This window comes from Falsiporphyromonas endometrii (assembly GCF_042654485.1).
In the GTDB taxonomy this organism is placed as follows: domain Bacteria; phylum Bacteroidota; class Bacteroidia; order Bacteroidales; family Porphyromonadaceae; genus Porphyromonas; species Porphyromonas endometrii.
In genome coordinates this window covers 1-21,971 of record NZ_JBHSGO010000047.1, presented here as the reverse complement: position 1 = coordinate 21,971, position 21,971 = coordinate 1, and the positions used below count along the sequence as shown (strand labels likewise).

General features: G+C 38.7%; 14 protein-coding genes and 1 pseudogene. 9 read left to right on the top strand and 6 right to left on the bottom strand.

Annotated features, from left to right (window positions below; translation table 11 throughout):
* Both ACFO3G_RS02805 and ACFO3G_RS02800 read left to right on the top strand, forming a co-directional pair.
* A pseudogene (locus ACFO3G_RS02805) lies at positions 1–98 on the top strand (transposase); the annotation flags it as partial.
* Between the two features lie 352 nt (positions 99–450).
* Entirely contained in the window at positions 451–720 is a 270-nt protein-coding gene (locus tag ACFO3G_RS02800) for an HU family DNA-binding protein (protein ID WP_380077795.1), read from the top strand.
* Between the two features lie 1,366 nt (positions 721–2,086).
* On the opposite strand, the gene ACFO3G_RS02795 is transcribed toward ACFO3G_RS02800, so the two are convergent.
* From ACFO3G_RS02795 to ACFO3G_RS02775, 5 genes are all read right to left on the bottom strand, one after another.
* Positions 2,087–3,058 (bottom strand): OmpA family protein, encoded by a 972-nt coding sequence (locus tag ACFO3G_RS02795; protein ID WP_380077793.1) that lies wholly within the window; start codon positions 3,056–3,058, stop codon positions 2,087–2,089.
* A gap of 33 nt (positions 3,059–3,091) precedes the next feature.
* A complete protein-coding gene (locus tag ACFO3G_RS02790; RefSeq protein ID WP_380077791.1) occupies positions 3,092–5,530 on the bottom strand; it encodes an outer membrane beta-barrel protein in 2,439 nt (812 codons plus the stop codon).
* Between the two features lie 686 nt (positions 5,531–6,216).
* A complete protein-coding gene (locus tag ACFO3G_RS02785; protein WP_380077789.1) occupies positions 6,217–7,254 on the bottom strand; it encodes an alcohol dehydrogenase in 1,038 nt (345 codons plus the stop codon).
* 124 nt (positions 7,255–7,378) lie between these two features.
* Positions 7,379–7,999: a DNA alkylation repair protein gene (locus ACFO3G_RS02780; protein ID WP_380077787.1), complete on the bottom strand. Its 621-nt coding sequence runs from the start codon at positions 7,997–7,999 to the stop codon at positions 7,379–7,381.
* Between the two features lie 7 nt (positions 8,000–8,006).
* Entirely contained in the window at positions 8,007–10,073 is a 2,067-nt protein-coding gene (locus ACFO3G_RS02775; RefSeq protein ID WP_380077785.1) for a patatin-like phospholipase family protein, read from the bottom strand.
* A gap of 274 nt (positions 10,074–10,347) precedes the next feature.
* Between ACFO3G_RS02775 and ACFO3G_RS02770 the strand changes: the two genes are divergently transcribed.
* From ACFO3G_RS02770 to ACFO3G_RS02760, 3 genes are all read left to right on the top strand, one after another.
* Positions 10,348–11,067 (top strand): nitroreductase family protein, encoded by a 720-nt coding sequence (locus ACFO3G_RS02770; protein WP_380077783.1) that lies wholly within the window; start codon positions 10,348–10,350, stop codon positions 11,065–11,067.
* A complete protein-coding gene (locus ACFO3G_RS02765) occupies positions 11,064–11,750 on the top strand; it encodes a type 1 glutamine amidotransferase domain-containing protein (RefSeq protein WP_380077781.1) in 687 nt (228 codons plus the stop codon). The genes ACFO3G_RS02770 and ACFO3G_RS02765 overlap by 4 nt, the downstream gene beginning before the upstream one ends.
* A 320-nt stretch (positions 11,751–12,070) precedes the next feature.
* A complete protein-coding gene (locus tag ACFO3G_RS02760) occupies positions 12,071–12,982 on the top strand; it encodes an EamA family transporter (RefSeq protein ID WP_380077779.1) in 912 nt (303 codons plus the stop codon).
* Between the two features lie 539 nt (positions 12,983–13,521).
* Here ACFO3G_RS02760 and ACFO3G_RS02755 read toward each other — a convergent pair.
* Positions 13,522–13,791: a hypothetical protein gene (locus ACFO3G_RS02755; RefSeq protein ID WP_380077777.1), complete on the bottom strand. Its 270-nt coding sequence runs from the start codon at positions 13,789–13,791 to the stop codon at positions 13,522–13,524.
* Between the two features lie 469 nt (positions 13,792–14,260).
* Here ACFO3G_RS02755 and ACFO3G_RS02750 point away from each other — a divergent pair, with 469 nt between their 5' ends.
* The 4 genes from ACFO3G_RS02750 (at position 14,261) to ACFO3G_RS02735 (ending at position 21,628) form a co-directional block, all read left to right on the top strand.
* Entirely contained in the window at positions 14,261–14,599 is a 339-nt protein-coding gene (locus tag ACFO3G_RS02750; RefSeq protein WP_380077775.1) for a PadR family transcriptional regulator, read from the top strand.
* Between the two features lie 22 nt (positions 14,600–14,621).
* A complete protein-coding gene (locus tag ACFO3G_RS02745; RefSeq protein WP_380077773.1) occupies positions 14,622–16,424 on the top strand; it encodes a PspC domain-containing protein in 1,803 nt (600 codons plus the stop codon).
* A gap of 258 nt (positions 16,425–16,682) precedes the next feature.
* Positions 16,683–19,052 carry a TonB-dependent receptor gene (locus ACFO3G_RS02740; protein WP_380077771.1) on the top strand — a complete coding sequence of 790 codons (2,370 nt, stop codon included), beginning with the start codon at positions 16,683–16,685 and terminating at the stop codon, positions 19,050–19,052.
* A gap of 92 nt (positions 19,053–19,144) precedes the next feature.
* The gene (locus ACFO3G_RS02735; RefSeq protein WP_380077769.1) at positions 19,145–21,628 is read left to right on the top strand and encodes a TonB-dependent receptor domain-containing protein; all 2,484 of its coding nucleotides are present in this window, start codon (positions 19,145–19,147) and stop codon (positions 21,626–21,628) included.
* Positions 21,629–21,971: the final 343 nt, after the last annotated feature.

Here is a 21,971-nt window from a genome sequence, read left to right as displayed (position 1 = left end):
TTGAACGATTTATTTGCGTGTTTGGGATTAGCCCAGACCCGCAAGTTATTGACAAACTTTTCAAAGAACTCATTTTATTTACTGCCAGAGCCGCTTAGGCTTGGATATTTTTTAACGAACTATTGTACTTATTATGTCACAATGATATTCTTACTTGCTATTTATGCACTAATGTCCTTCTATTTATTACATATTGATAGTTTTTGATGCTGTTCGTAAGTGACAAAGACAAGTTTTATGAGGGTTTTTATCACTAAAAACAAGTAAATATTTGATTTATTGATAAAAAAGTAACTGAATCACTTGTATAGAACAAAAATATATGTAATTTTGGGGTGACTACTTATTGATAGTTATAGCTCTAATTGGACTATTGGTCTAACTTCTATTGATCTAATAGGTGGTTTGTTGTTTTTAGAATTATTATAATTGTCTAACATATTTAATGGTATAAGTATGAATAAATCAGAATTTATTGCCGCTGTTGCCGAGAAGACCGGCATGACAAAAGTTGACGCTCAGAAAGCTGTTAACGCATTCCAAGAAGTAGTAGTAGAAGCACTACAGAAAGATGATAAGGTTGCATTGCTTGGCTTTGGCACATTTTCAGTGGTTCATAAGGCTGAAAGAAAGGGTATTAACCCATCAAATAAGCAGCCTATCACAATCCCTGCTAAGAAGGTGGCTAAGTTCAAACCGGGTTCTGGTTTAGAACTATAATGCTCTATTCTTTATTTGAAGTATTGAAGGGTCTCTCTTTTGGAGGACCCTTTTTTATGGCTGTTTATGAAGTATAAAGAGTAAAAAAGGTATTAGGAGTTATATGTTGGTTCATTTGTTTTGAACAGATTTAGTATTGAATGAAGGAGCAGAGCGTATTGAGCGACTGCAGTTAAGAACCAAATTCATAATCACAGACTCATATATTTTCTTTTCAAGTGATACAAACAGCCTATTTATTCATTCCTTTGTCTTAGATTTATGATTGACACTATTGTTATTTGCATTGCTTTCTTATTGGACTTGCTTACTATCGGATATATCTTTTTTAAAATAAGTGCTCGTTTGGGGGCATTTAAGTTTCTGTTATTTTGTTTCTTTTCGCTTCCATTACTCTATCTATTGATCTTTGATAGTCGGTATGGTAGTGGTTTTACATGGTGGATATATTTACTTATTTTTTTGCTTATCCAATTATTGTCCAATATCCTTACAATTATTTTCCATCGCCATAATGACCATTAACCTTAATGTCTTTTTATAAATTGCTTATATGTATGAAGCTATTTGGTCCCGATGGAACGATTGTCTTGGGTTGATATTGTTATTGCAATCAGTTAAAGATGAGTATTACAAACAGGCATCGAGGCTCAAATAGTTCTTATGAAAACCTGTAAAGGATCAAGCTTATAAATGTCTGATGGGATAATGTTGTCCAAACTTGAAATCTTTTTAAAATATTAGGGTGGGAAATCTGATGATTTAATACTTAAGAGCAGCCTTTATGTTTTGCCTTATTATAACCTTGGCTGTGGCTTCCGATAGCTGTCATATTCTTTGGTCAGATGTAGAAATCAGTTTATAATAGCATCCATAAATGCTGTCCTCTTTTATCTATATATTTGGGTACAATAGACAGCAGAGAGTGTTGTATAGTGCGATTGATATAAATCTATAAGTATATTTGAAACTTACGCAAAAGGAAGAAGCGTATGAAGTTGAGGTTGAAGGGGGGTGCATTTATCTACTTGACCGAAACCAATTATATCATATTAGTGAAGCGCTTGTGCCTGTGGCGCATTCTTTGGAAGATCTTAAGAGAATAAAACCTATTTGATTCGGCATTCAGAATGGGGTTGTGTCATACATTTGTATCAAATCAACTATCATTTGTAAGAATAATCGCTATCAAAGAGCTAAAAAACTCAATGATAGCGATTACTTTTATTTGGTAAAAGGACTGTGACTATCGATTAGAAAAGAACTTTTCACAATTCCATATTTTGACACAGTCTCTTTTATTATCTGTTTTGTTGAGTTGATTTAACTCAAATAGTTATACAGTCCAAGTCAAATAATTTTTTCTTTATAATTTTCTTGCCACTGTCAAGTCAACTCTTCTGGCTACGGTTGGTATGCCTGCTGTATGATCAATATTGCCGTCTCCTATCCTTAATCTATCCGAGGTAATTCCATTGTTGGATAGATATTGTCTTACGGCTTTTGATCTTCTTTCCGTGAGCTCTATATTGAATTTCTTTGCCCCTTCAGGCGATGCGTATCCCGTTAGGATAAGGGTAGACATCTCATCTTCTTTGAGAAGTTTGATCACTTCATCAAGAGTCTCTTTAGACCTGTTGTCCAAGATGTTTGAGCCTTGTCTAAAGAATACTTGTCTTTTGAAGTAGGGGGCTAATCTTTCGTTGTTGATAACGACAATATCCGATTGAGGAAAGTTTACTTGACCATCAATCAATTGCGGATTAAGTTGATGTACATTATTATTTCCTGCCAATTGATTTCTTTTGACGGCCTCCAAAAGGTTGAGCCTATTTCTTAGACTTTCGATTTCTTTGTCTGTTTGGTCCGTTGCGGCTAATGCTATACCGCTTTGAAGGGCTCCTCCAACAGGGTTTGGGACTACTACGGTCCTTGTCTGACCTTGGGGAACAGGTATATATGTAGATCCACTCTGAGGATACACCAGTGGAACATTGGGCCTACTGTAGCTTTGAGGCTGAGGAATGGTATAAAGATCATTGCCATTTTGATCTTTACCTACATATACTGTTTGAGGTTGTTGGGGTCTATCAAATGTCCCAAGACTGTTGAGCAACATCTGTAGTTTTATTAACCTCATATCATTGGGTGTCAGCTTAATTCCATTTATCTGAAATGTCTGATTGCGACTTTTTTGATATTGCATCACTGCATTCGATAGATCTTTGATCAGATCATCTTCTGAGATAACGATAATGGAGTCTTCATGTGGCGTATTTTGTGCCGGGAGTTTAGCCCCCATACCGGCTAATAGTGCCAGCATGAGAGCTGATTTCATAATTATTCGTTTAATCATCATTTATGTCCCTTCTTAAAATACAAAACGGTATCCGATTGAGAACTGATTGTTTTTGAATAGATTGTGTGAAGAGTAATCGAGGTACAGGTTACCATTGAGGATACTTCTCACACTTAGTCCCAATAGAATATTAGGTCCGAAGTTTACATTGTGATTAGCACTAAATAGTCCAAGTCCAAGTCCGGCATAAGGAACAATCTTCATGCTTGGGTAATCGAAGTTGTATATGACATTTGTAGAGATTCCATATCCATTCTTTTTTCCAAGTCCTACATAGATCTCCGGAACAAAGTCAAAGTTTGTATTGCTTATCTGCAAATTTGATCTGACACCAATATTCCAGTTCCAAGCCTGACCAAAATTGAATCCGGTAAATGCGTATAGACGATTAAGTTTGAGGAATGAGTTTCTATTCATCTCTCTTGAAGCTGTTAATGCATCTGTAGCAGGGGCAATATTTGGTTGGTAAGAAACAGTGGTTGGCTGAAGAGCAGCTTTTTGTGAGGCAGCATTGAGAGCCGCATTGACTGCAGCCTGTATGTTGTTGTTTGCAGCTGCTTGCTCGGTCGCTGTCAGTTGCTCTTTTGTTGCAGAGATTTGTTCGCGCTGAATATTGATTGTTTTATCCAGTTTTTCGATGACGTTGTCGATCTTTTTGAGTAGCTCGTCATTCTGGTTACCGGCATTGGTATTTACATCTTGATTGGGCAAAGGCAATGAGTATTGTTGAGGATACATATATTGTCCTGAGCGGCTCATAGCATTGATCAGAAGAAGTTTGTCAAGATCAGACAGTGTTGTATTGTCCAAGTTGCTTATTGTAGTGATGGTATTGTCTTTTTGTTCGATAGAAGTAACAACTTTCTTAACCAAGTTCTCAAATTGAGCTTTAGTAAGGTATACCATCTTTTGACCGGATATGCTATCCGAAATATTTTGTATGCTGTTGCCTACTTGCCCCTCTCTTTCTGTCATAAGCCTTTTTAGTCTCAGGTTGTCCATTTGTGTTTCAAGGCTGTCCAGTCTGTTTTGAAGCTGATCGAAATGTTGTTTCTTTACGACAAGTTTGGTCACTTCGACTGTATCTCTACGAGCAGCCGCTTGGGCAAGTTGAGCATTTAGATCTTCTATCTTGCGATTATATTCCGATCTCATCTCATTGATTTCATCCATATCGGTTTGATATTGTTCTTGGACTGCTTTGTCTACAAGTTTTTTGTGCACCTTATAGCCGTTTGCTTTTGACCCGATGTTAAATCTAAGACCTCCCTGATACATCATGCCCACTTTGAGAGAAGAAGGCTTGGTTATTTTGTCTAACTCATTTTGTTGTTCATTCAGTGTTGCATTGATATTACCAAAAATCATAATATATGGATTGATGGCAAATTCAAGGCCTGCTCCACCAAGCAAAAACCATCCACTTTTGGCCTTATCCATGCCACTTCGTTGTATATACTTTTCCGAATTTACATCAATGTATCCTGCACCAAGGTTGAGGTATGGGTTTACACCTTTTGAATTGTTTAATCTTGCAATAAGGTTTCCTCCATATACACGAAGGTCTTTGTTGAAATTAAGACTTGGTTTGTTGGCCTCTTTGGTTGCTTGATAATAAAAGGCTCTGATACCGAAGAGAGATGTGAAGTCAACACCTACGGCTCCACCTTCAAAGACTTGATTTCTGAAGCTCGACTCGTCGTCAAATGTCCAATAGGTCAATGTCGGTTCGATAACGAATTTCATGCCCTTGAATCCATCTGAAAAAACATCTCTGTATGCTTTGCTTACTTCATCTTGGCCTTTGTCTTTGTAGCCTCCCAAATAGAAGTCTAAAGAGGCTGTTGCTGCCCAGTTTTGGAGGACCTTGTTATAGTTTGCTCCTTGAGTGAGATAAGGCTTTGGTTCATTGGGCTTAAACATAAGGTCTTTCAATTCGAAAGATAAAAATGCTCTTTGACTTAGACCAAATCTTCCACCCAACCCTACAGCTCCGTAAAGTTGGTCGTCCTTAAATGATTTGCCGTTTGAATCTTTGAGATTGGTGAAGTCAAAATGCATTACACCCGATCCGGCTGTCAAGTATGCAGTAAAAAGGGTTCCGGACCAAAGATTTAGCTTCAACTCAGCACCCCATTTATCTATATTTACATTGGTATCTTCAAAATTGTCTGCGAAATTGTTTAAGAAGTTCCAGTCTGAGTTTTGCAGTTTGCTTTTTAAGTTGAAGGATCTTTCGTATGTACCTCTTAGTTCGATGAGTGGTCCAAATCCAAAACCTGCTCTTATACCCCATGATGGGTTGTTTCCAAGATTAAGATTGTTGTTCCACCATGTGTATCCGATAGTAGGTGAAACGGTAAAAGAGACATCCTTGATTTGCGACTTCGCTTTTGGCATAAAGGTTAATAACAATGTCAAAGAAGTAAATAGAATAATAAACTTTCTCATAAAATAATGATTTGAATAATTAAAATGAGATAAGCTTAACCTCATGCCGATGTTAAACGCATAGAGTATAGAGACTTTCTAACATAATGCAATATGATCTTCTCGACGCAAGAATATGATTGTTTCGAGAATGTTTCACCAACTACCGGTAAATCTAATAATATAGATCAAGAAGCTATTTTTGATCGTCCCAATAGAATAAATAATGAAGTTTTCTAATAGCTTCCAAGTGCAAAAGTCTATTCCTAAATCAGTATAAACTAACAGTACAATAAAACAACCTGCCGATAGGTACTATATACATTTACTACATGAGGTAAGCCTATCTTTTGAGTATGTCGCAAATGTAAAGGAATTGACTTTTTTATAAAATATACTAAGTCTATAGAGTTATTGAGAGCATTTATATGAGAGACCGTGAAGCTATGAATTTCATTTTGATTTTAGATGAGCTTAAAAATTCTCAAAGTGTTATTAATAATACTCTGAAGTGATGTTTGACGAGCCTGTTTGTCTGTCTTTTTGTTGTATCGATATTTTTTGTAAATGGTTTTTACAAATCTGTCTTTAGGCTTCGTTTTTTATCTCATTTGCTCTTTAGATGAAGTCATATATCCCGCTATGATTTTAGAAGTTTGCTTCCAAAATCATACATCTATTTGCATCAATCCGGTCTAATCTACTATTTACGGATTGCTGATAGCCACCTTGATGACTCCATCCTTTTTGTTTTCGAAGATGTCGTAAGCCTTCTCAATCTCTGTCAGTTTAAAATGATGTGTGATAAGTGGAGTAGTGTCAATTTTTCCGGCCTCAATGAGTTTTAGAATCTTATCACAGTTGCATCCATCTACTCCACCGGTTTTGAAGGTGAGGTTTTTGCCATACATATCCGGTAGAGGCAACATTTGAGGTTTGTCATACAGAGCTACGATTGTGACAATGGCATTGGGCCTTGCACATTGCCATGCAAGTTGGAATGTCTGCTCACTGCCGGCTACTTCTATGACACGGTCTGCCCCTTCCCGTTCGCAATGTTTTGATATACAATCTTTGCAATTCTGTGGATCTGTAACGATGACATTGGGGTAGTGTTGTTGGATAAAGTCTCTTCTCCGGGGCGATTGTTCGCATACAATAATTTTATGAGGCTTTTGGAGCATCACGCATAGCAGGGTGCATATTCCGGTTGGTCCGGCACCGATGATAAGTACATTATCCTCCGAACCAATTTCACTTATATCGGTGGCCCAATAGCCGGTAGCCAGAATATCTCCAACAAACAGAGCTTCCATGTCAGACACATTGTGGGGTATAGGTGTCAATCCTTGATTTGCAAGGGGCACTCTTACATATTCTGTTTGTCCTCCATCAATGCGACACCCCAATGCCCATCCACCTTGTGGTGAACTGCAATTGTTGACATATCCATGTTTGCAGTAATAGCATTCTCCGCAAAAAGTCTCTACATTGACTACAACTCGGTCTCCAACTTTAACATTGTGGACTTGATTTCCAACCTCTTCTACGATTCCCACCATTTCGTGTCCCAGCGTGATGCCCGGTACCGCTTTTGGTACACTGCCATATTTAATGTGTAAGTCGCTGGAGCAAATACTACTCACTGTAACCTTTACGATAGCGTCGGTAGCGTCTATGAGTGCGGGTTTTGGCTTTTCAACAAAAGCTAATTGTCTGTTCCCTAAATAAGTGTATGCTTTCATAATGTGCTTAAATTTTAGATGTGTTTATTATAGTTTGTGATATAGAGATCATCTGAGAACCGTAGTTTGAGGCTCTTTTGCTTTATAAATTGAGACAGTTCCTTAATATTCATTTATGTCTATGTCAAGTCTGTTTACAATGTTTCATTGCCAGTTTATACGTAAATAGGATTGAAGGGTTGGACAAATCCCATTGAGCGGTTTCCTTGCGTACCAATTCAAGATGTTTTTTGCTGATATCGCATAAGGCGTTTCCTACCGACTTTCTTAAATAATCACTTTGATGTCCTTTATGTCGGCTAATTAATGAGATAGCTATTGACGGGTTATCATTGAAGAATGGGCGATTGGTCCATATTCTCAGTCCTTCTGTTACGGCTCGACAGACATTGGGGTTGCTGTTATTGAGCCACTCTTCGATGAGTGGAAGGCTTTGTTCGTAACCTTTCATCTTGCATATTTTGTCAAATGCTTTTGCAAGCATTTCCTGTACTCTCCAATTATTGTCGCAGGCTACTTTTTCTTTTAGCAATTTGAGCGCATCACCATTGTTGCAAGCAAGTGTTCCAAGTAAAGCTGTAGCCAACATTCTTACTTGATAAGCTTCATGATCAAACATATTGATAGCAAGTTGGTAACAATGCTCTTTGGAGAGTGTTTCGATTATCTTGTCGGCTCCCTCATTGATGTGTTTGAAGCCGTGTTCTATTTGCAAAATATGATTGACAATCTCTGTTACGCACATTTGTGTCTTAGAAGTAAAATCCAATATTAAAATTAATAAAGAGCTTCTTTGAGTGGTTGCTCCATCCTATGGATCCTCCTACCGGTCCTATTACAGAATTGTAGTAGTATGATGCTTGTATACCAAACATGAGATTGCGGTCGAATATCTCCTTTATACTTTCGGAACTGTCTCCTATCGCAAGATCCAGCATCACATAGTTGTTTCCGGTGATTCTTCCTTGTGATTTAAGCCTCAATGCCATAAAAGATTTTTTGAGGGGCTCGATATAGCTGATCCCGGCAAATGGCATTTGCTGATAGAGGTAATGACCAAATACATCTCCCCCTACCATATTGGTCAAAATAGCGGGTGCATTTTTGCCACTGACAATCCTTCCATATAACATTGGTTGTAGGGCAAAATGGTATCCAAAGGGGAAGGTTGTTCTCCAGCACCCATTGACAATGTTTATCCCTCTGTGGCCTTCCCAACCGATAAGATTGTCTGTATAGTATCCATATTCGGCATTAAACTTCGTCCCTTTGGTTGTAAAGAATGGATTGTCTTCACTATTGAAAGAGGCATTTATTCGATAAGAAAAATAGTGAAGGTCTTGTATCTTTTCGGCTTGCTCTTCTGCAGGTTTACCACTCAAAACATTGGTAAAGCGAAAATAGTCCCATGAGCCTCCCATTTCGATCTGCAGGTTTCTTACATCAAAAATGAAGGGCCTGAAATCAATGGAATGCTGGTCGTACGAAATATTATGATCTCGCTTCCCTCTGTTGTATATGTATATGTCGTTGTCTCGGAAGGTGTAGGATAAACTGCATTTCCCAAAATGAATTGGAGCAATCGACGCATCTACCTGTGCCATAAATCGTTGTCCAAGTCTTGTGGTAAGTTCGATCTTAGTAGGACACTTTGGAGTGTCAAATGAATAAGTGCCATTAATTTGAATGGAAGCTTTTTCTTCTAAGTCGAATCGTGCTCCCAAGTTGAGACCCAAGATCCCCATAAATGGATTTTTTATTTTTATATCCTCTTCTTTGAGGATTGTGGGTTTCTCAATGTGCTTTACATCAGCATCTGTAATGCCAAGTTCTTTCTTTAGTTTCTGCAGGTCGTCCCATCGAAGCATTGCCGCTTCCTCTCCTCTTGATATGAGTGAATCGATGGCTTCTTTACTAAAACTCATGGTACCATATCCGCGACAGTTTACGCGTACAGGAATATCGGTGTCTGCAAGATTTTCGTCAAACTTGTTTTTACAGTTTATATCTACAATCTGGCTTAGTACATCAGCTCCTGTTTTTATTTGGGAGATTCCCTTCTCATCCACATCCAAGGTGACTCCAATAACAATGTCTGCACCCATGGCTCTGGCGAGATCAACCGGAAAGTTGTTTCTCAAACCACCGTCAACAAGCATCATCGAATCTTTGACAATAGGAGTGAAAGCTCCGGGAATTGACATACTCGTTCGCATTGCCTCATCCAGCTTTCCACTGCGAATATCGACCTCTCCATTGTTCATAATGTTGGTAGCAACACAAGCAAAAGGAATGGGTAAGTTGTCAAAGCTTATGCTGTCTTGGTACTGACTTGTAAGTCTTTTGAAGAGCCTATCCAAGTTGATACCTTTTATGAGTCCGGCTGTGGCACCTTTGCGATTGGCCACATTGATAAGCTTTGTAAGTAAATATGTGTATTGCTTTTTGCGTTCGGTTAGAGAAGCCGTAGATTTATTTTCGCGATCACTCAATAAGTAGGACCAGTCTTGAGCTTGTACAAGCGAGTCCAATGTAGCAGCGTCATATCCGATTGCATAGAGCCCTCCCACGATGCTTCCCATAGATGTTCCGGTAATAATATCAATGGGAATCCCTGCTTTTTCGAGTACTTTGAGTACACCAATGTGAGCCATACCTTTGGCTCCGCCTCCACTTAGTACAAGTGCAATCTTTTTACGATGAAGTGTGTCGCACTCTGGTTTATGATATTTGTCACTCATTGCTGCACCTTGTACGATACCACAAAAGAGGACAATAGATAGGGTGATTAATATCCTAACGCATTTTTTTCTAATCATAATGAATAAATCTTTCTAACCTCGTACAGCCGACAAAGGGGTTTTTATTTGTCTTAATAATATAACAAAGTGGCGTACAGAGCCTTTCTATATAATTTTAGCAAAGTTAATTCTTTTATCATTTCTAATGAATAGCTTACAAGTTTGAGACGGATGGGTATGGTTGTCTTGCGGACTGTTTTGGCGGAGATACATTCTCCCTGTCGTCATAAACATTATGGCAATAAAATGTGTTTTAATATATATATGACATTCAATATGTTAATGATGAACTATGCTTAAAGATATTTTGGAATTTAGACGAGCTACTCGCAATTATAGTGATAGGAGTATAGATCCGGATAGTGTTGCCGAATGTATTCGTTTAGCACAGCTAACCCCGACCAGCTCTAATATGCAGATGTACGAAGTCTACCATATTGTAGACAAAAAACTGTTGAATAAGGTTGCAAATGCTTGTTTGGGACAAGGGGCCGCAACTACGGCTCAGCAGATTGTAGTATTTGTTACTCGACAGGATTATTATCGACAAAATGCTCAAACTCTTTTGAATTTCGAGAAGGAGAATGTTATGCGCAATAGTCCACAAGATCGATGGGCTCATAGGATAAAACGATGGGAGATGTATTATGGCAAGTATATTCCTTTTATTTATGCCCGTTTTGGTGGTCTTTTGGGTATGGTAAGAAAAGTTTTGGCTCAGACAGTTGGATTGTTTCGACCGATTGTCAGACAAGTTTCTGAAAGTGATAGACGAGTGTCTGTACACCAAAGTTGCGGTATGGTTGCCCAAACCTTTATGCTTGCAATGGCGGAGAAGGGGTATGACACTTGTCCTTTAGGTGGCTTTGATAGTTGGCGCTTAAAGAAGATATTGCATTTGCCACATGGCAGTGAGATTGGTTTGGTGGTAAGTTGTGGAATAAGAAATAAATCCGGTATATGGGGTGATAGATTTCGCTTCCCATTTGACAAAATTTATAAGCGTGTATGAAAAAGATTTTAGCTGTGGTGACCAATACGCCAACCTATGGAGAAACTTCTCTTAACACAGGTCTTTGGCTAAGTGAATTGACTCATTTGTATCATCTTGCCAAGTGTGAAGGGTTCCAAATCATTGTTGCCGGTCCTAAGGGAGGTCATGTCCCAATCGATCCCGAAAGCTTAAAGTCATATCTGTTGGATCGTATCTCTAAAGGTTTGTGGCAGAATGAAGATTTTAGACAAGAGCTTTTGCATAGTCGTCCATTGGAAGAAATGAAGGATAAAGATTTTGACCTTATCTATTTGGCCGGAGGGCATGGCACTATGTTTGATTTTCCTAATTGCGAGGCTCTTCAGTATATCATAAGAAGGCACTATGAACGGGGTAGGTTGGTTGCTGCCATCTGCCATGGTGTGTCAGGTCTAATCCATGTAACTCTTCATGATGGTACACCACTGATAAAAGATAAAAAGCTTACGGGCTTTAGTTGGTTTGAGGAGATAGTGGCACGTCGAAAGAATTTTGTGCCATTCAGTTTAGAGGCAAAGTTGAAGATGCAGACACCATATTATCTCAAAGCCCTTTTGCCAATGACATCAAAAGTTGTGGTAGATGGCAATCTTATCACAGGACAAAATCCATTCAGCTCCAAAGTGATGGCTAAGGTTTTGATTGAAAAACTAAGAGGGTAGGCATCATTCGATTCATATCCTTATGGGGCTTTGGCAGGTCTTTGTCTATTATCATTTATTGACATAGACCATTTGTTTTTCGCACTCTCTTTACACTTCTATTTTTGTATATATAAATGTGGTGATCAGCTGTTTGTGTGTCTGTTTTTTTCGCCTTATCTTTGCGGTCGCTTTTGTTTAACGAGCAAAGCAAAAGATGGAATAGATAGTTAAGCTGTGTAGTATAATCTATGTTTAATGAGAGGCTTAGCGCTTGGATCTTCAGATAAGGGTCATTGATCTTGATCTTTTTCTTTTGCGCTCTTATAGTTATTGTACAGATGAATAGTAAACTAAAAGGTAGTGCATTCGTATTTTTGGGAGCATGCAGTTTTGGTATCCTCTCAACAATCGTGAAGACAGCTTATTCTCACGGTTTCGAACTGGGTGATGTGACGGGAAGTCAGACATTTTTTGGTATGAGCATATTGTGGCTCTTCTATCTGATTGGCAGACTAAAGAAGAAAAAACAGTGTGATGACTCCGAAACCATTGTATCTAAGAAGAAAAGTCCTGCTTGGAAAATTCTTGTTGCAGGCATATTCACAGGTCTTGTAGGTATTTTTTACTACAAATGTGTCAGTTTAATACCGGCTTCCGTAGCAATTATTTTGCTTATGCAGAATGTCTGGATCTCAATTTTGATTGAGCGTCTTGTCTTTAAGAAGTCTCCGTCAAAGATTCAGGTGCTTGCCATGGTTATTGTTTTGGCGGGTACAGTTTTGGCTGCAGGTCTCTTTGAGGGACATATACAAATTGAGCCGATGGGATTTGTGTACGGTTTGTTGGCCGCTTTGTCTTATTCTATTTTCATTATTACAAGTGGAAGGGTAGGCAATGATTATGCAGTGGTGCATAAGAGTGCACTGATGATTACAGGTGCTTGTGCCATTACATTCATATTGTTTCCACCAATTACATTGTTTAGTAAAATCTTCTATGGTGGTCTTTTCCCTTGGGGATTTGCTTTGGCTGTGTTTGGTACTGTGATTCCTCCATTCTTATTCTCAAAAGGGGTACCGATGACAGGAGTTTCGTTGGGCTCCATTCTTGGTGCTGCAGAGTTGCCGGTAGCGGTGATTGCATCTTCCATTGTATTGAGTGAGTATGTCTCACCTTTGCAGATTGTAGGTGTTTTGGCAATATTATCGGCTATCATTATTTCCAATTTACCCCGATATAACAAGCATTAAACTCCATCTTTGTAGCGAATTTTTATAGAGATTAGTAGATACGATATAGATGTTGATTTCACCCAAGTGAGTGTGTCGTTGGACGCCTTCGCTTGGGTGTTTTTTTTGTGGTTGTTGTGGTAAATAGTGTAAATTTATATCTCCTCTTTTTGAGACTGGCAACAGCCCTTTTTTGACCTAAGAGGTGATTTATTCTCCACAAAATATAAAAGCGATAGGACGAAACCGTCCTATCTGAATGTTAATATATGTATATGCTACTTTTTATGGACAAATTGGCGGCTTAAAAATGGACTTTAGGCCGCCTTTTTTGTAAGGTCGCGCGAGAAGCAATCCATTCTCGCGCGACCTTGAACCTATACTCGCGCGAGGTTGCACCTGAAGTAGCGCGACTTTGCATGTCAAGGTCGCGCGACAACGGATCGAAAGTCGCGCGAGAATAGATTGCTTCTCGCGCGAGCTTATTTGTTAAAATAGCGCATAAAAAAGCCCGTTTCGTACTAATAAAACGGGCAAAGTGTGCATTGGGTCAGATTCCCCTAATCCACTAATGTATTAATATCGATAGAAATAAGATTTGTTTGAGCCCCTTTTGGTGCATTAGATAGAGTAATAATATTTAACGAATAAAGGCCTTCTGTTGCTAACTTCACAGCTGGCAGAAGCAGAAGATTTGAAGGGCTTATTTGGATCCTTGCCGAGATGGCAAATTGGTTCGAACCGAATGGGCATACTCTTTTGTCTTGGAGGTATAGAGCCCCAAGCAACATCATCATCAAAAGGATGGTAAGTGATATGATTATCTCCATGGTTCTTTAATTTAACTATGTGCCAAGATACTAAAAAGCAGGTAGTATTGCAATTAGGTGCAATCTGATTAAATGATCCATTCCATTACCATTACCAATACTATCACATAATTTGAGCCTCGTTTAAGGGGCAATATGGATGATTAATGTTTCAATAATTAGACTTTTATTGGGGTTATTGAGGTGATAAACTAATAATCTACACCATCGTACTAAAAGATATTTCAAAATATTTATAATCTATATTATATTGATATACAATTATATAAGGTACTGTATGATTAGTTAGTACTAAATAAAATACACTACCTTGTATTGCATAGTACTATAATTTGTCTACATTTGTGGTGTAGATGAGAAATGAATATCTACTTATCGGATTTGCAAGACCGGTTGATATGATCTGAAGTAAGGTATGTTTTCAATTCTATTTATAATTGATGTTTGACATTCTAACACAAGATTTGTTATGAATATAGACAATGTAAAATCACAGATGCGAAAGGGAATGCTTGAGTACTGTGTGTTGCTTCTGTTGCAGGAGGAGCCTAAGTACACTTCCGACATTATCGAGCACCTTAAGCAAGCTGAGCTGATCGTGGTGGAGGGTACTCTTTATCCTTTGCTATCACGGCTCAAAAAGGATGGCATATTGGATTACGAATGGGTCGAATCGACCCAAGGTCCTCCTCGCAAGTATTATAAGCTCTCATCTGATGGTGAGTTGGCATTGAAGGAGTTGGATGACACTTGGCGTGAGCTATCCAACACCGTTGAGATTCTAAAAAGAGATAATTCACCCGAGTAAAGATTATTAACAACAAAAGATTATGAAAAAGAATATTACCATCAATCTCTTTGGCACGCTATACAATATAGATGAAGATGCTTATGAGCTATTGGAAAATTATCAAAAGAATATGCATCGTTATTTTTCTTTACAGGAGGGTGGCGAAGAGATTGCCAATGATATCGAATATCGTGTGGCAGAGTTGCTAAGCGAGATTAAGAATACCGGAGTAGACGCCATTACGATAGAGCATGTCGAAGATATTATCAAGCGTGTAGGTAACCCGGAAGAAATGATGGATGAGGATGTTGATGGATCTGATCGAGCATCGACCGAAGATGAGAGCAAGTCTCAACCTTGGGGTGATACCACTTTGGGCAAGCGTCTTTATAGAGATCCCAAAGATTGTATGCTCGGTGGTGTTTTGTCCGGGCTGAGCCATTATTTTGGTATCGAAGATCCAATTGTTTTTAGACTTCTGTTTGTCATTCTATTGATCTTCTCATGGTCATCTATTGCGATTGTTTACATTTTGCTTTGGATATTGGTTCCCAAGGCTATCACCCCGGAAGATCGTCTTCGTATGTATGGTAAGCCGGTCAATGTTGATAGCATAAGGGAGGAAATTGTAGAGAGCTTCAATTCGGCAAAGTCTTATATGGCCGGAAACAAAGTGGAGCCTAAAGCAAGAGGTTTTATTACGACTGTCTTATCTGTTTTGATTGCCATATTTAAGGCCTTTTGTGTGATACTTCTTGTATGTGGGATTATGGCTATTATTGGATGTATTCTGATGCTGATAGTGGCACTTGTACCATCTATGCGTGAAGTGTTTGGAATGGATGGGTATTATGCAGAGGCTTTGTTGAGTCCTTCCAATCTTGTGATGTTTATCCTTGCTATCGTTTCGTGGGCTATTGTTATTCTGATACCTTTTGTCAGCCTTGTAAGGAGCTTCAAATCCAATAGCAAAGAGGTCTCTTATGCATCAAAGTGGACCATATCTATCAGCTGGATAGTGGCTTTTGTGGCCGCTGTTGTTTTTACATCTATTTGTAGTCGTAAGATTACGAGGTATAGCGACGAGTTGTGGGAGAATGCCTGTGTATACGATGATGTCAGTATGAGTCAGCATTATTATGAATATCTAAATGACAACGGATATCACATCGCTAAGCTCGAAAACTTTAATCGTAATAATTTGACCGATTATATAAATGTCCCTTTTGGAGATAGGGCGATAGAATGTCTGTCTTTGGAACAGGATAAGAATTCCAAAGAGCCTCTTGTATTTGACCTGTATAAGGAAGAGCAGCTTGAACCGGGTAAATATATGTTGAGTGCATGGATATATACCGACAAGGTCAATCGAGGAGATGCAGTCTATATAAGTGTAGACTCAAAGCGTTTGATCGATGTGACTACTCCATGTCTCTCCGGTAATATATCCGAAAGAGAAATTATCCGTCAGAAGAAGCGTTTCCTTCTTGATCCGATCAACAAAGATTCGATGAAAATATCTGATTTGGAGCAGTTGGAGACCTATCTTGAGCATGGTTGGCATTATATGCAGATACCTTTTGATGTGGCTAAAGGCCAAATAGTAAAGTTTGGTGTATCCAATATGAAAAAATATACCAATGAGCAGTATGTGGGGTCGGGGGCATACGTATATGATTTAAGAATTCAGAATCTAAATCCGATTGACACCGTTGATATCAATAAAAAATTGATTGAAGAGATGAAAGAACCTAAGTCGATTGCTAAGGAATCAAAGGCTGAGGTAAAGGTAAAAAAGACTAACTTAAAACTAAATAACTCTGTGGCCGTAAAGCAGAAATAATGCAATTTGGACATAGATAAAACGGGCAAGCTGTCAAACAGAGAACAGAGATAAGGCCAAGGTCATGTTGGTTGAACAACTTGCCCGTTTTTATACCTCTCTATAGTAATTAATTAAAAACTTGTAATACAACAGCTTAAGGCTTTCCGGAAGGAGAGCTTAGGGATAATATATTTTGTTATGAAACACATTTACCAAGCAATCATAGTCTTAATAATGTGGATTTTGATGCCATTTGCTTTCATTAAGGCACAAAGTATGGAGAAGAGGCAAATCATCATTGGCAAGGTTATGGATAAAGAAGATATGAAGGCAATACCTTTTGCCACAGTTTCAATTTCTTATCTTGAAGGAGACAAAGAGGAGATTTATGGTCAGGTCTGCGATGCTGGTGGAACATTTAAGATTTCTCTTCCATTGAAAAACACTTACCTTGTCAAGCTTAGTTTTGTTGGCAAGAAGTTTAGGCCAATTGAGGTGCATCCCCAAATTGGAAGAGGTAAGCTTGATCTTGGCAATCTAATGATGGAAGATGATGAATCGACCAACTTAGAGGAGCTCAAGGTGGTACACAAGAAGCCGATAATCAAGATGGAGATAGATCGACTGGCATACAATATGAGTGAAGATTTGGAGGCAAGGACCAAAGACTTGCTGACGATGATGCGTAAAGTCCCGATGGTTACAGTTGATGCGCAGGGCAATATTCAGGTAAGAGGGACTTCCAATTTTAGGATTTATCTCAACGGCAAGCCCTCCTCCATGATTGAGCAAGATCCTAAGACAGTCCTCAAATCTATTCCGGCCTCTACAATCAAAAAGATAGAGGTCATCACCGATCCCGGAGTCAAATATGATGCAGAAGGGGTTGACGCCATTATAAACATTGTTACGAGTCAATCGATGGGTGACGGACTTGTGGGTAGTGTATCAACCGATATAGGCTATCCATGGAATTTTGGCCATTCGATAAACCTCGCTTTTAAGAAGAATAAGCTGGGTGTTACCCTTAATCTAAGTCGCAATTATAGTCCTCGAAATAGTGAGAATAGATTAGATCTTGATATGGAAGTGATGGATAAATCGACCGGACTTAAGACGCATGAATTGACAAAGGTGGAGCAGAAGGTTAGTAGCTTTTGGGGCAATCTGCTGCTCTCTTATGAGATTGATTCGCTCAATCTTGTAACGCTTGGGGGACGGATACGTCAGGCAAAGTTTACCAGCTATAGTAATAGTCACAAAGAGGCTTCGGATCAAAGTGTAATTGATCTGAATCAAGTACAAAAGAGTACATATGGAGGATCTAATGTATCGCTTGACTATCAGCATAGTACCAAGCGAAAAGGAGAACTTCTAACCATGAGTTATCAGTTTGAATACACACCAAACAATATGGAGAATTCACGAGTTTACGATATCCCATCTACTCCAAATCGTTTTAGTCAAAAAGGTGATGCCCATATGGGAGTCAATACTTTTCAGCTTGATTATGTATTGCCATTTTGTAATGTCAATAAGATCGAAACGGGTGCGAAATATATCAATAGATATTCCAAGTCGGATCCATCCTATTCGTATTATGATGAGTCGAAAGAGGCTTGGGTCCCAAACAATAGTCATAGTATCGATAGATTGAGGCATTCTTTTGATATTTTTGCTGTCTATGGTGTGTATACATATAGTAGAAAAGGATTCTCTTTTAATGCAGGTATCAGAGGTGAATGGAGCAATCTAAAGGTTAAGCATTTGCAAACCGAAGGCTCTAAACTCACAAAGAATTATTTCGATTGGATACCCTCAGTACGGGCCTCTTACAACATTGGTCAGACACAACAAGTCATCTTAAACTACAATTTTAAGGTAAGAAGGCCCTCTATTTATCAACTCGATCCTTATTATGATCAGATGAGTGAAGTCTTTTCTATTGTAGGAAATCCTGATTTGGAGCCATCCAAGATGCACTCTGTTGGGCTGACTTACAGACTCAATTTGCCGACCTTTATGCTGAGTGTCAATCCGAGTTATTCGTTTACCAATGATATGATAAGTCAGTATGTTAAGAATGGTCAAAGTGATATTAGTAAAGTAACGGCGACATTTGGAAATTTGGGCAAAGAGAGAGAAGCCAATCTATCATTATATGCTTCATGGTCTTTGGCAAAGTGGGTTTCATGTCAATTCAATCTTTCGGGAAGTTACAATCATACCTCTTCCGATATGCTTCATCGTTCGGTCAAATCATTTGGAGGCTATGGCTACGGAGCTCTTACATTTACACTACCTAATAATTGGATGATCTATGCAAATGCCGGCTTCTCCAAGCAAACAGAAGATCTGTCGTCTAAGAAAGACTTCAATTTTTGGGACTCATACAGTATCTCCAAGAGCTTCTTCAACGATGCACTTAATATCAATCTTAGCATCAATCAGCCATTCACAAAATATATAACGAGACGGACAGATGTTTATTCGGATAGTTCCACTATTATAGGTTATAACACCAATCGTGCAAGGTCTGTTTCAGTGGGTATAAGTTATCGTTTTGGTAAGATGAATTCGAGAGTCAAACAGGTGTCAAGGTCTATTGTTAACGATGATTTGGATACGAGTAAGGGTGGTTTGTAACATATCTTTAAGGGCAGTCTTTTCTGAGATTGCCCTTACCTTTCTCCTGTCTATTATTATTTCTAACTTTGAATCGATTAAGGGAATATCTTATGAAACGATTAATTCTGCATTTATTGGTCTTGTCAGTATTGTGTTTGTTGCCAAAGCAATCTTGTCATGCGCAAGATGCAAAGGGCAATGTGGTTGTGACCGGTACAGTCATGGATAAAACTGACAATGAGGCAGTACCTTACGCTACGGTGAGTGTGTCATTTATTGAGGATGGAAAAGAGCAGCTCTATGGTCAAGTTTGTGATGGAAGAGGCCTCTTTAGAATTTCTATTCCATACAAAGAGACCTATTATATAGATGTTTCTTATGTCGGAAAGAAGTTTGAAAAAAGAACTATCCATCCGGAAAAGGGAGAAAAGGTGATAAACCTGACCGATATATTTTTGCAAGATGATGAATCGACCAACTTAGATGAACTCAAAGTTGTACATAAGAGAGCCTTGATTAAGATGGATATTGATCGCATGAGCTATGCGATGAACGAAGATGCTGAGGCAAAGAAAAAGAACCTTTTTGAGATGCTCAAGAAGGTACCTCTTGTCACAGTCGATGGTAAAGGCAACATACAGGTTAAGGGCTCGGGGAGTTATAAGATTCTTCTTAATGGAAAACCATCGCCTATAGCGGATCAAGATCCCAAGATGATCCTCAAATCTATCCCCGCTTCAACGGTCAAGAAGGTAGAGGTGATTACAGAGCCGGGTGTCAAATATGATTCCGAAGGGGTTGATGCCGTGATCAATATAGTTACAGATCAGACTACGGGTGACGGTATTATGGGAAATGTCTCTCTTGACTTTGGACTTCCTTTGTCATTATCCTCCTCTCTATATCTTGCCATGAAGAAGGGTAAGTTTGGGATGAATCTTGTTTTTAGTGGAAATGCCGGTTCACAGGGCACTTCGTACACTGTCAGTGATTACAAAAACTTTGTTGCTGATACTCGCTTGCATCAAGACTATGAGTCAAAAAATAAGTACCTTGGAGGCTTTGGCAACATACTTCTTTCTTATGAAATAGACACACTCAATCTAATAACGCTTAGCTCAAGCTTTTCTCCATATTATTTTAAGAATAATTCAAATTCAAAGATTGATGACTATAAGCAAGACATTCTTTTGTCAAGCAAGCTCAATAAGAATAAAAGCGCAAATGTCATGGGCTCTGTCAATACGAGTTTAGATTATCAGCATAGTACAAAGCGAGAAGGAGAATTGCTCACCGCAAGTTATCGTCTAAATTATACTCCTAACAATAGTGATGACAAACAGATTCGTATAGGAGAGCTTCCGGATGGGAAGGATTACAAAACATGGGGCAAAAGTGATGCTTATATGCAGGAGCATACGATGCAGCTCGATTATGTTTTGCCTCTTCAGGATAAACATCAAATAGAATCAGGCCTAAAATATATCTATCGACTTTCTCATTCAGACCCTGTTTATAAGGAGTTTGACTATGGAATAAATGATTGGAAACCTATTGATAATGGAACCAATCCTCTCAACAATACCCTGTTTAAGCAGTACTATCAGATATTTACAGTTTACTCGGCTTATACATATAAGCTCAAAAGCTTTTCTGCTAAGGCCGGACTTAGAGCAGAGTGGGGGAGATCTAAGGTGGAATATGAAAAGGTGGACAGCGCCAACTTTAGAAAGAATCATTTCGATTGGATCCCGGAGGTAAGACTCTCTTTTCGTCCCGGTATGTCTCAACAGCTAACCTTATCTTATGGATTTAGGGTGAGAAGACCTTCTATTGGGCAGCTTAATCCTTACGTTACGGTGCTTTCTCCTTATCTTACTACGGAAGGTAACCCGGATCTTAATCCAACCAAGGTACATTCGATTACTCTCAACTATTCTCTTTTTACTTCGAAGGTTCAACTCTACCTTACCCCAAGTTTTACTTTCTCAAACAATGCGATTGAGTCTTATTATAAAGTGGATGATCAGAATTCAAATATGCAGCACTATAAGTATGACAATATTGGTAAGACGAGATCGTATGCGATCAATGCTTATCTAAGTTGGTCGCCATGGTCTTGGCTGAGGTATTTTTTGGGAGGTAATGTCAATTATTCTGTGTATAACTCATCTTTGGTAGAAGACAAGGTGAAATCTGTCAATGCATATCTGTACAGTGGACTATACTTTAACCTTCCAAAAGATTGGAGCTTTGAAATAAATGGTGGCTTCTATAGTCCGGGAAAGGGATTGCAGACAGAGGGTAAAGTGACTTATTGGGACAACTACATGGTATCCAAGAGCTTCAATGATGATCTGTGGAGTATTGATTTTTCAGTACAAAGTCCATTCACCAAGTATAGGAAAAGTAGAACGACTACCACGACTTCCATATCAGAGAAGATACAGGAACAAAGATATCTGGCAAGAACATTCTCTATCGGTATTACATTCAACTTTGGTCATCTCGATTCCGTAGTGAAGAGAACAGAACGATCAATCAACAATGATGACCTATCAGGTGGAGATGGTGGAGGTAAGCCCGTAAAGTAACTTAGGAAACAAATCAAATACTTCTCAATATTTCACATAAAAAAAGCCCCTTTTGTTGAGGGGCTTTTTTATATTTATTGGCAATCTCAATAGACCAATGATCCTTTTATCCTTATCTGAAGCTGTGTTAAGCTGTCTAATGTATTTGTTTTCTGAAAAGAATCTCCAATTTTAACTTCGGTTTATTTGATCTTGTAATTCATCTTTTTGGATGTCTCTAGGTAGTATCCCAAAAAGTGTGTAAAGGAGATTTATCTTTGAGTCAAAATTAATCATTTCCTTTCATTGTTTAGTTCATCCGTCAGGCGGGCATGAAAAACACCGGGGGGATTGGCGTCCGCCC

Bases quoted from the DNA above. Each gene is read 5' to 3' on its own strand.
- ACFO3G_RS02770 (WP_380077783.1), top strand. From the start codon at position 10,348: ATGCTTAAAGATATTTTGGAATTTAGACGAGCTACTCGCAATTATAGT.
- ACFO3G_RS02785 (WP_380077789.1), bottom strand. From the start codon at position 7,254: ATGAAAGCATACACTTATTTAGGGAACAGACAATTAGCTTTTGTTGAA.
- ACFO3G_RS02765 (WP_380077781.1), top strand. From the start codon at position 11,064: ATGAAAAAGATTTTAGCTGTGGTGACCAATACGCCAACCTATGGAGAA.
- ACFO3G_RS02755 (WP_380077777.1), bottom strand. From the start codon at position 13,791: ATGGAGATAATCATATCACTTACCATCCTTTTGATGATGATGTTGCTT.
- ACFO3G_RS02775 (WP_380077785.1), bottom strand. From the start codon at position 10,073: ATGATTAGAAAAAAATGCGTTAGGATATTAATCACCCTATCTATTGTC.
- ACFO3G_RS02740 (WP_380077771.1), top strand. From the start codon at position 16,683: ATGGAGAAGAGGCAAATCATCATTGGCAAGGTTATGGATAAAGAAGAT.
- ACFO3G_RS02780 (WP_380077787.1), bottom strand. From the start codon at position 7,999: ATGTGCGTAACAGAGATTGTCAATCATATTTTGCAAATAGAACACGGC.
- ACFO3G_RS02790 (WP_380077791.1), bottom strand. From the start codon at position 5,530: ATGAGAAAGTTTATTATTCTATTTACTTCTTTGACATTGTTATTAACC.
- ACFO3G_RS02735 (WP_380077769.1), top strand. From the start codon at position 19,145: ATGAAACGATTAATTCTGCATTTATTGGTCTTGTCAGTATTGTGTTTG.
- ACFO3G_RS02760 (WP_380077779.1), top strand. From the start codon at position 12,071: ATGAATAGTAAACTAAAAGGTAGTGCATTCGTATTTTTGGGAGCATGC.
- ACFO3G_RS02745 (WP_380077773.1), top strand. From the start codon at position 14,622: ATGAAAAAGAATATTACCATCAATCTCTTTGGCACGCTATACAATATA.
- ACFO3G_RS02795 (WP_380077793.1), bottom strand. From the start codon at position 3,058: ATGAAATCAGCTCTCATGCTGGCACTATTAGCCGGTATGGGGGCTAAA.
- ACFO3G_RS02750 (WP_380077775.1), top strand. From the start codon at position 14,261: ATGAATATAGACAATGTAAAATCACAGATGCGAAAGGGAATGCTTGAG.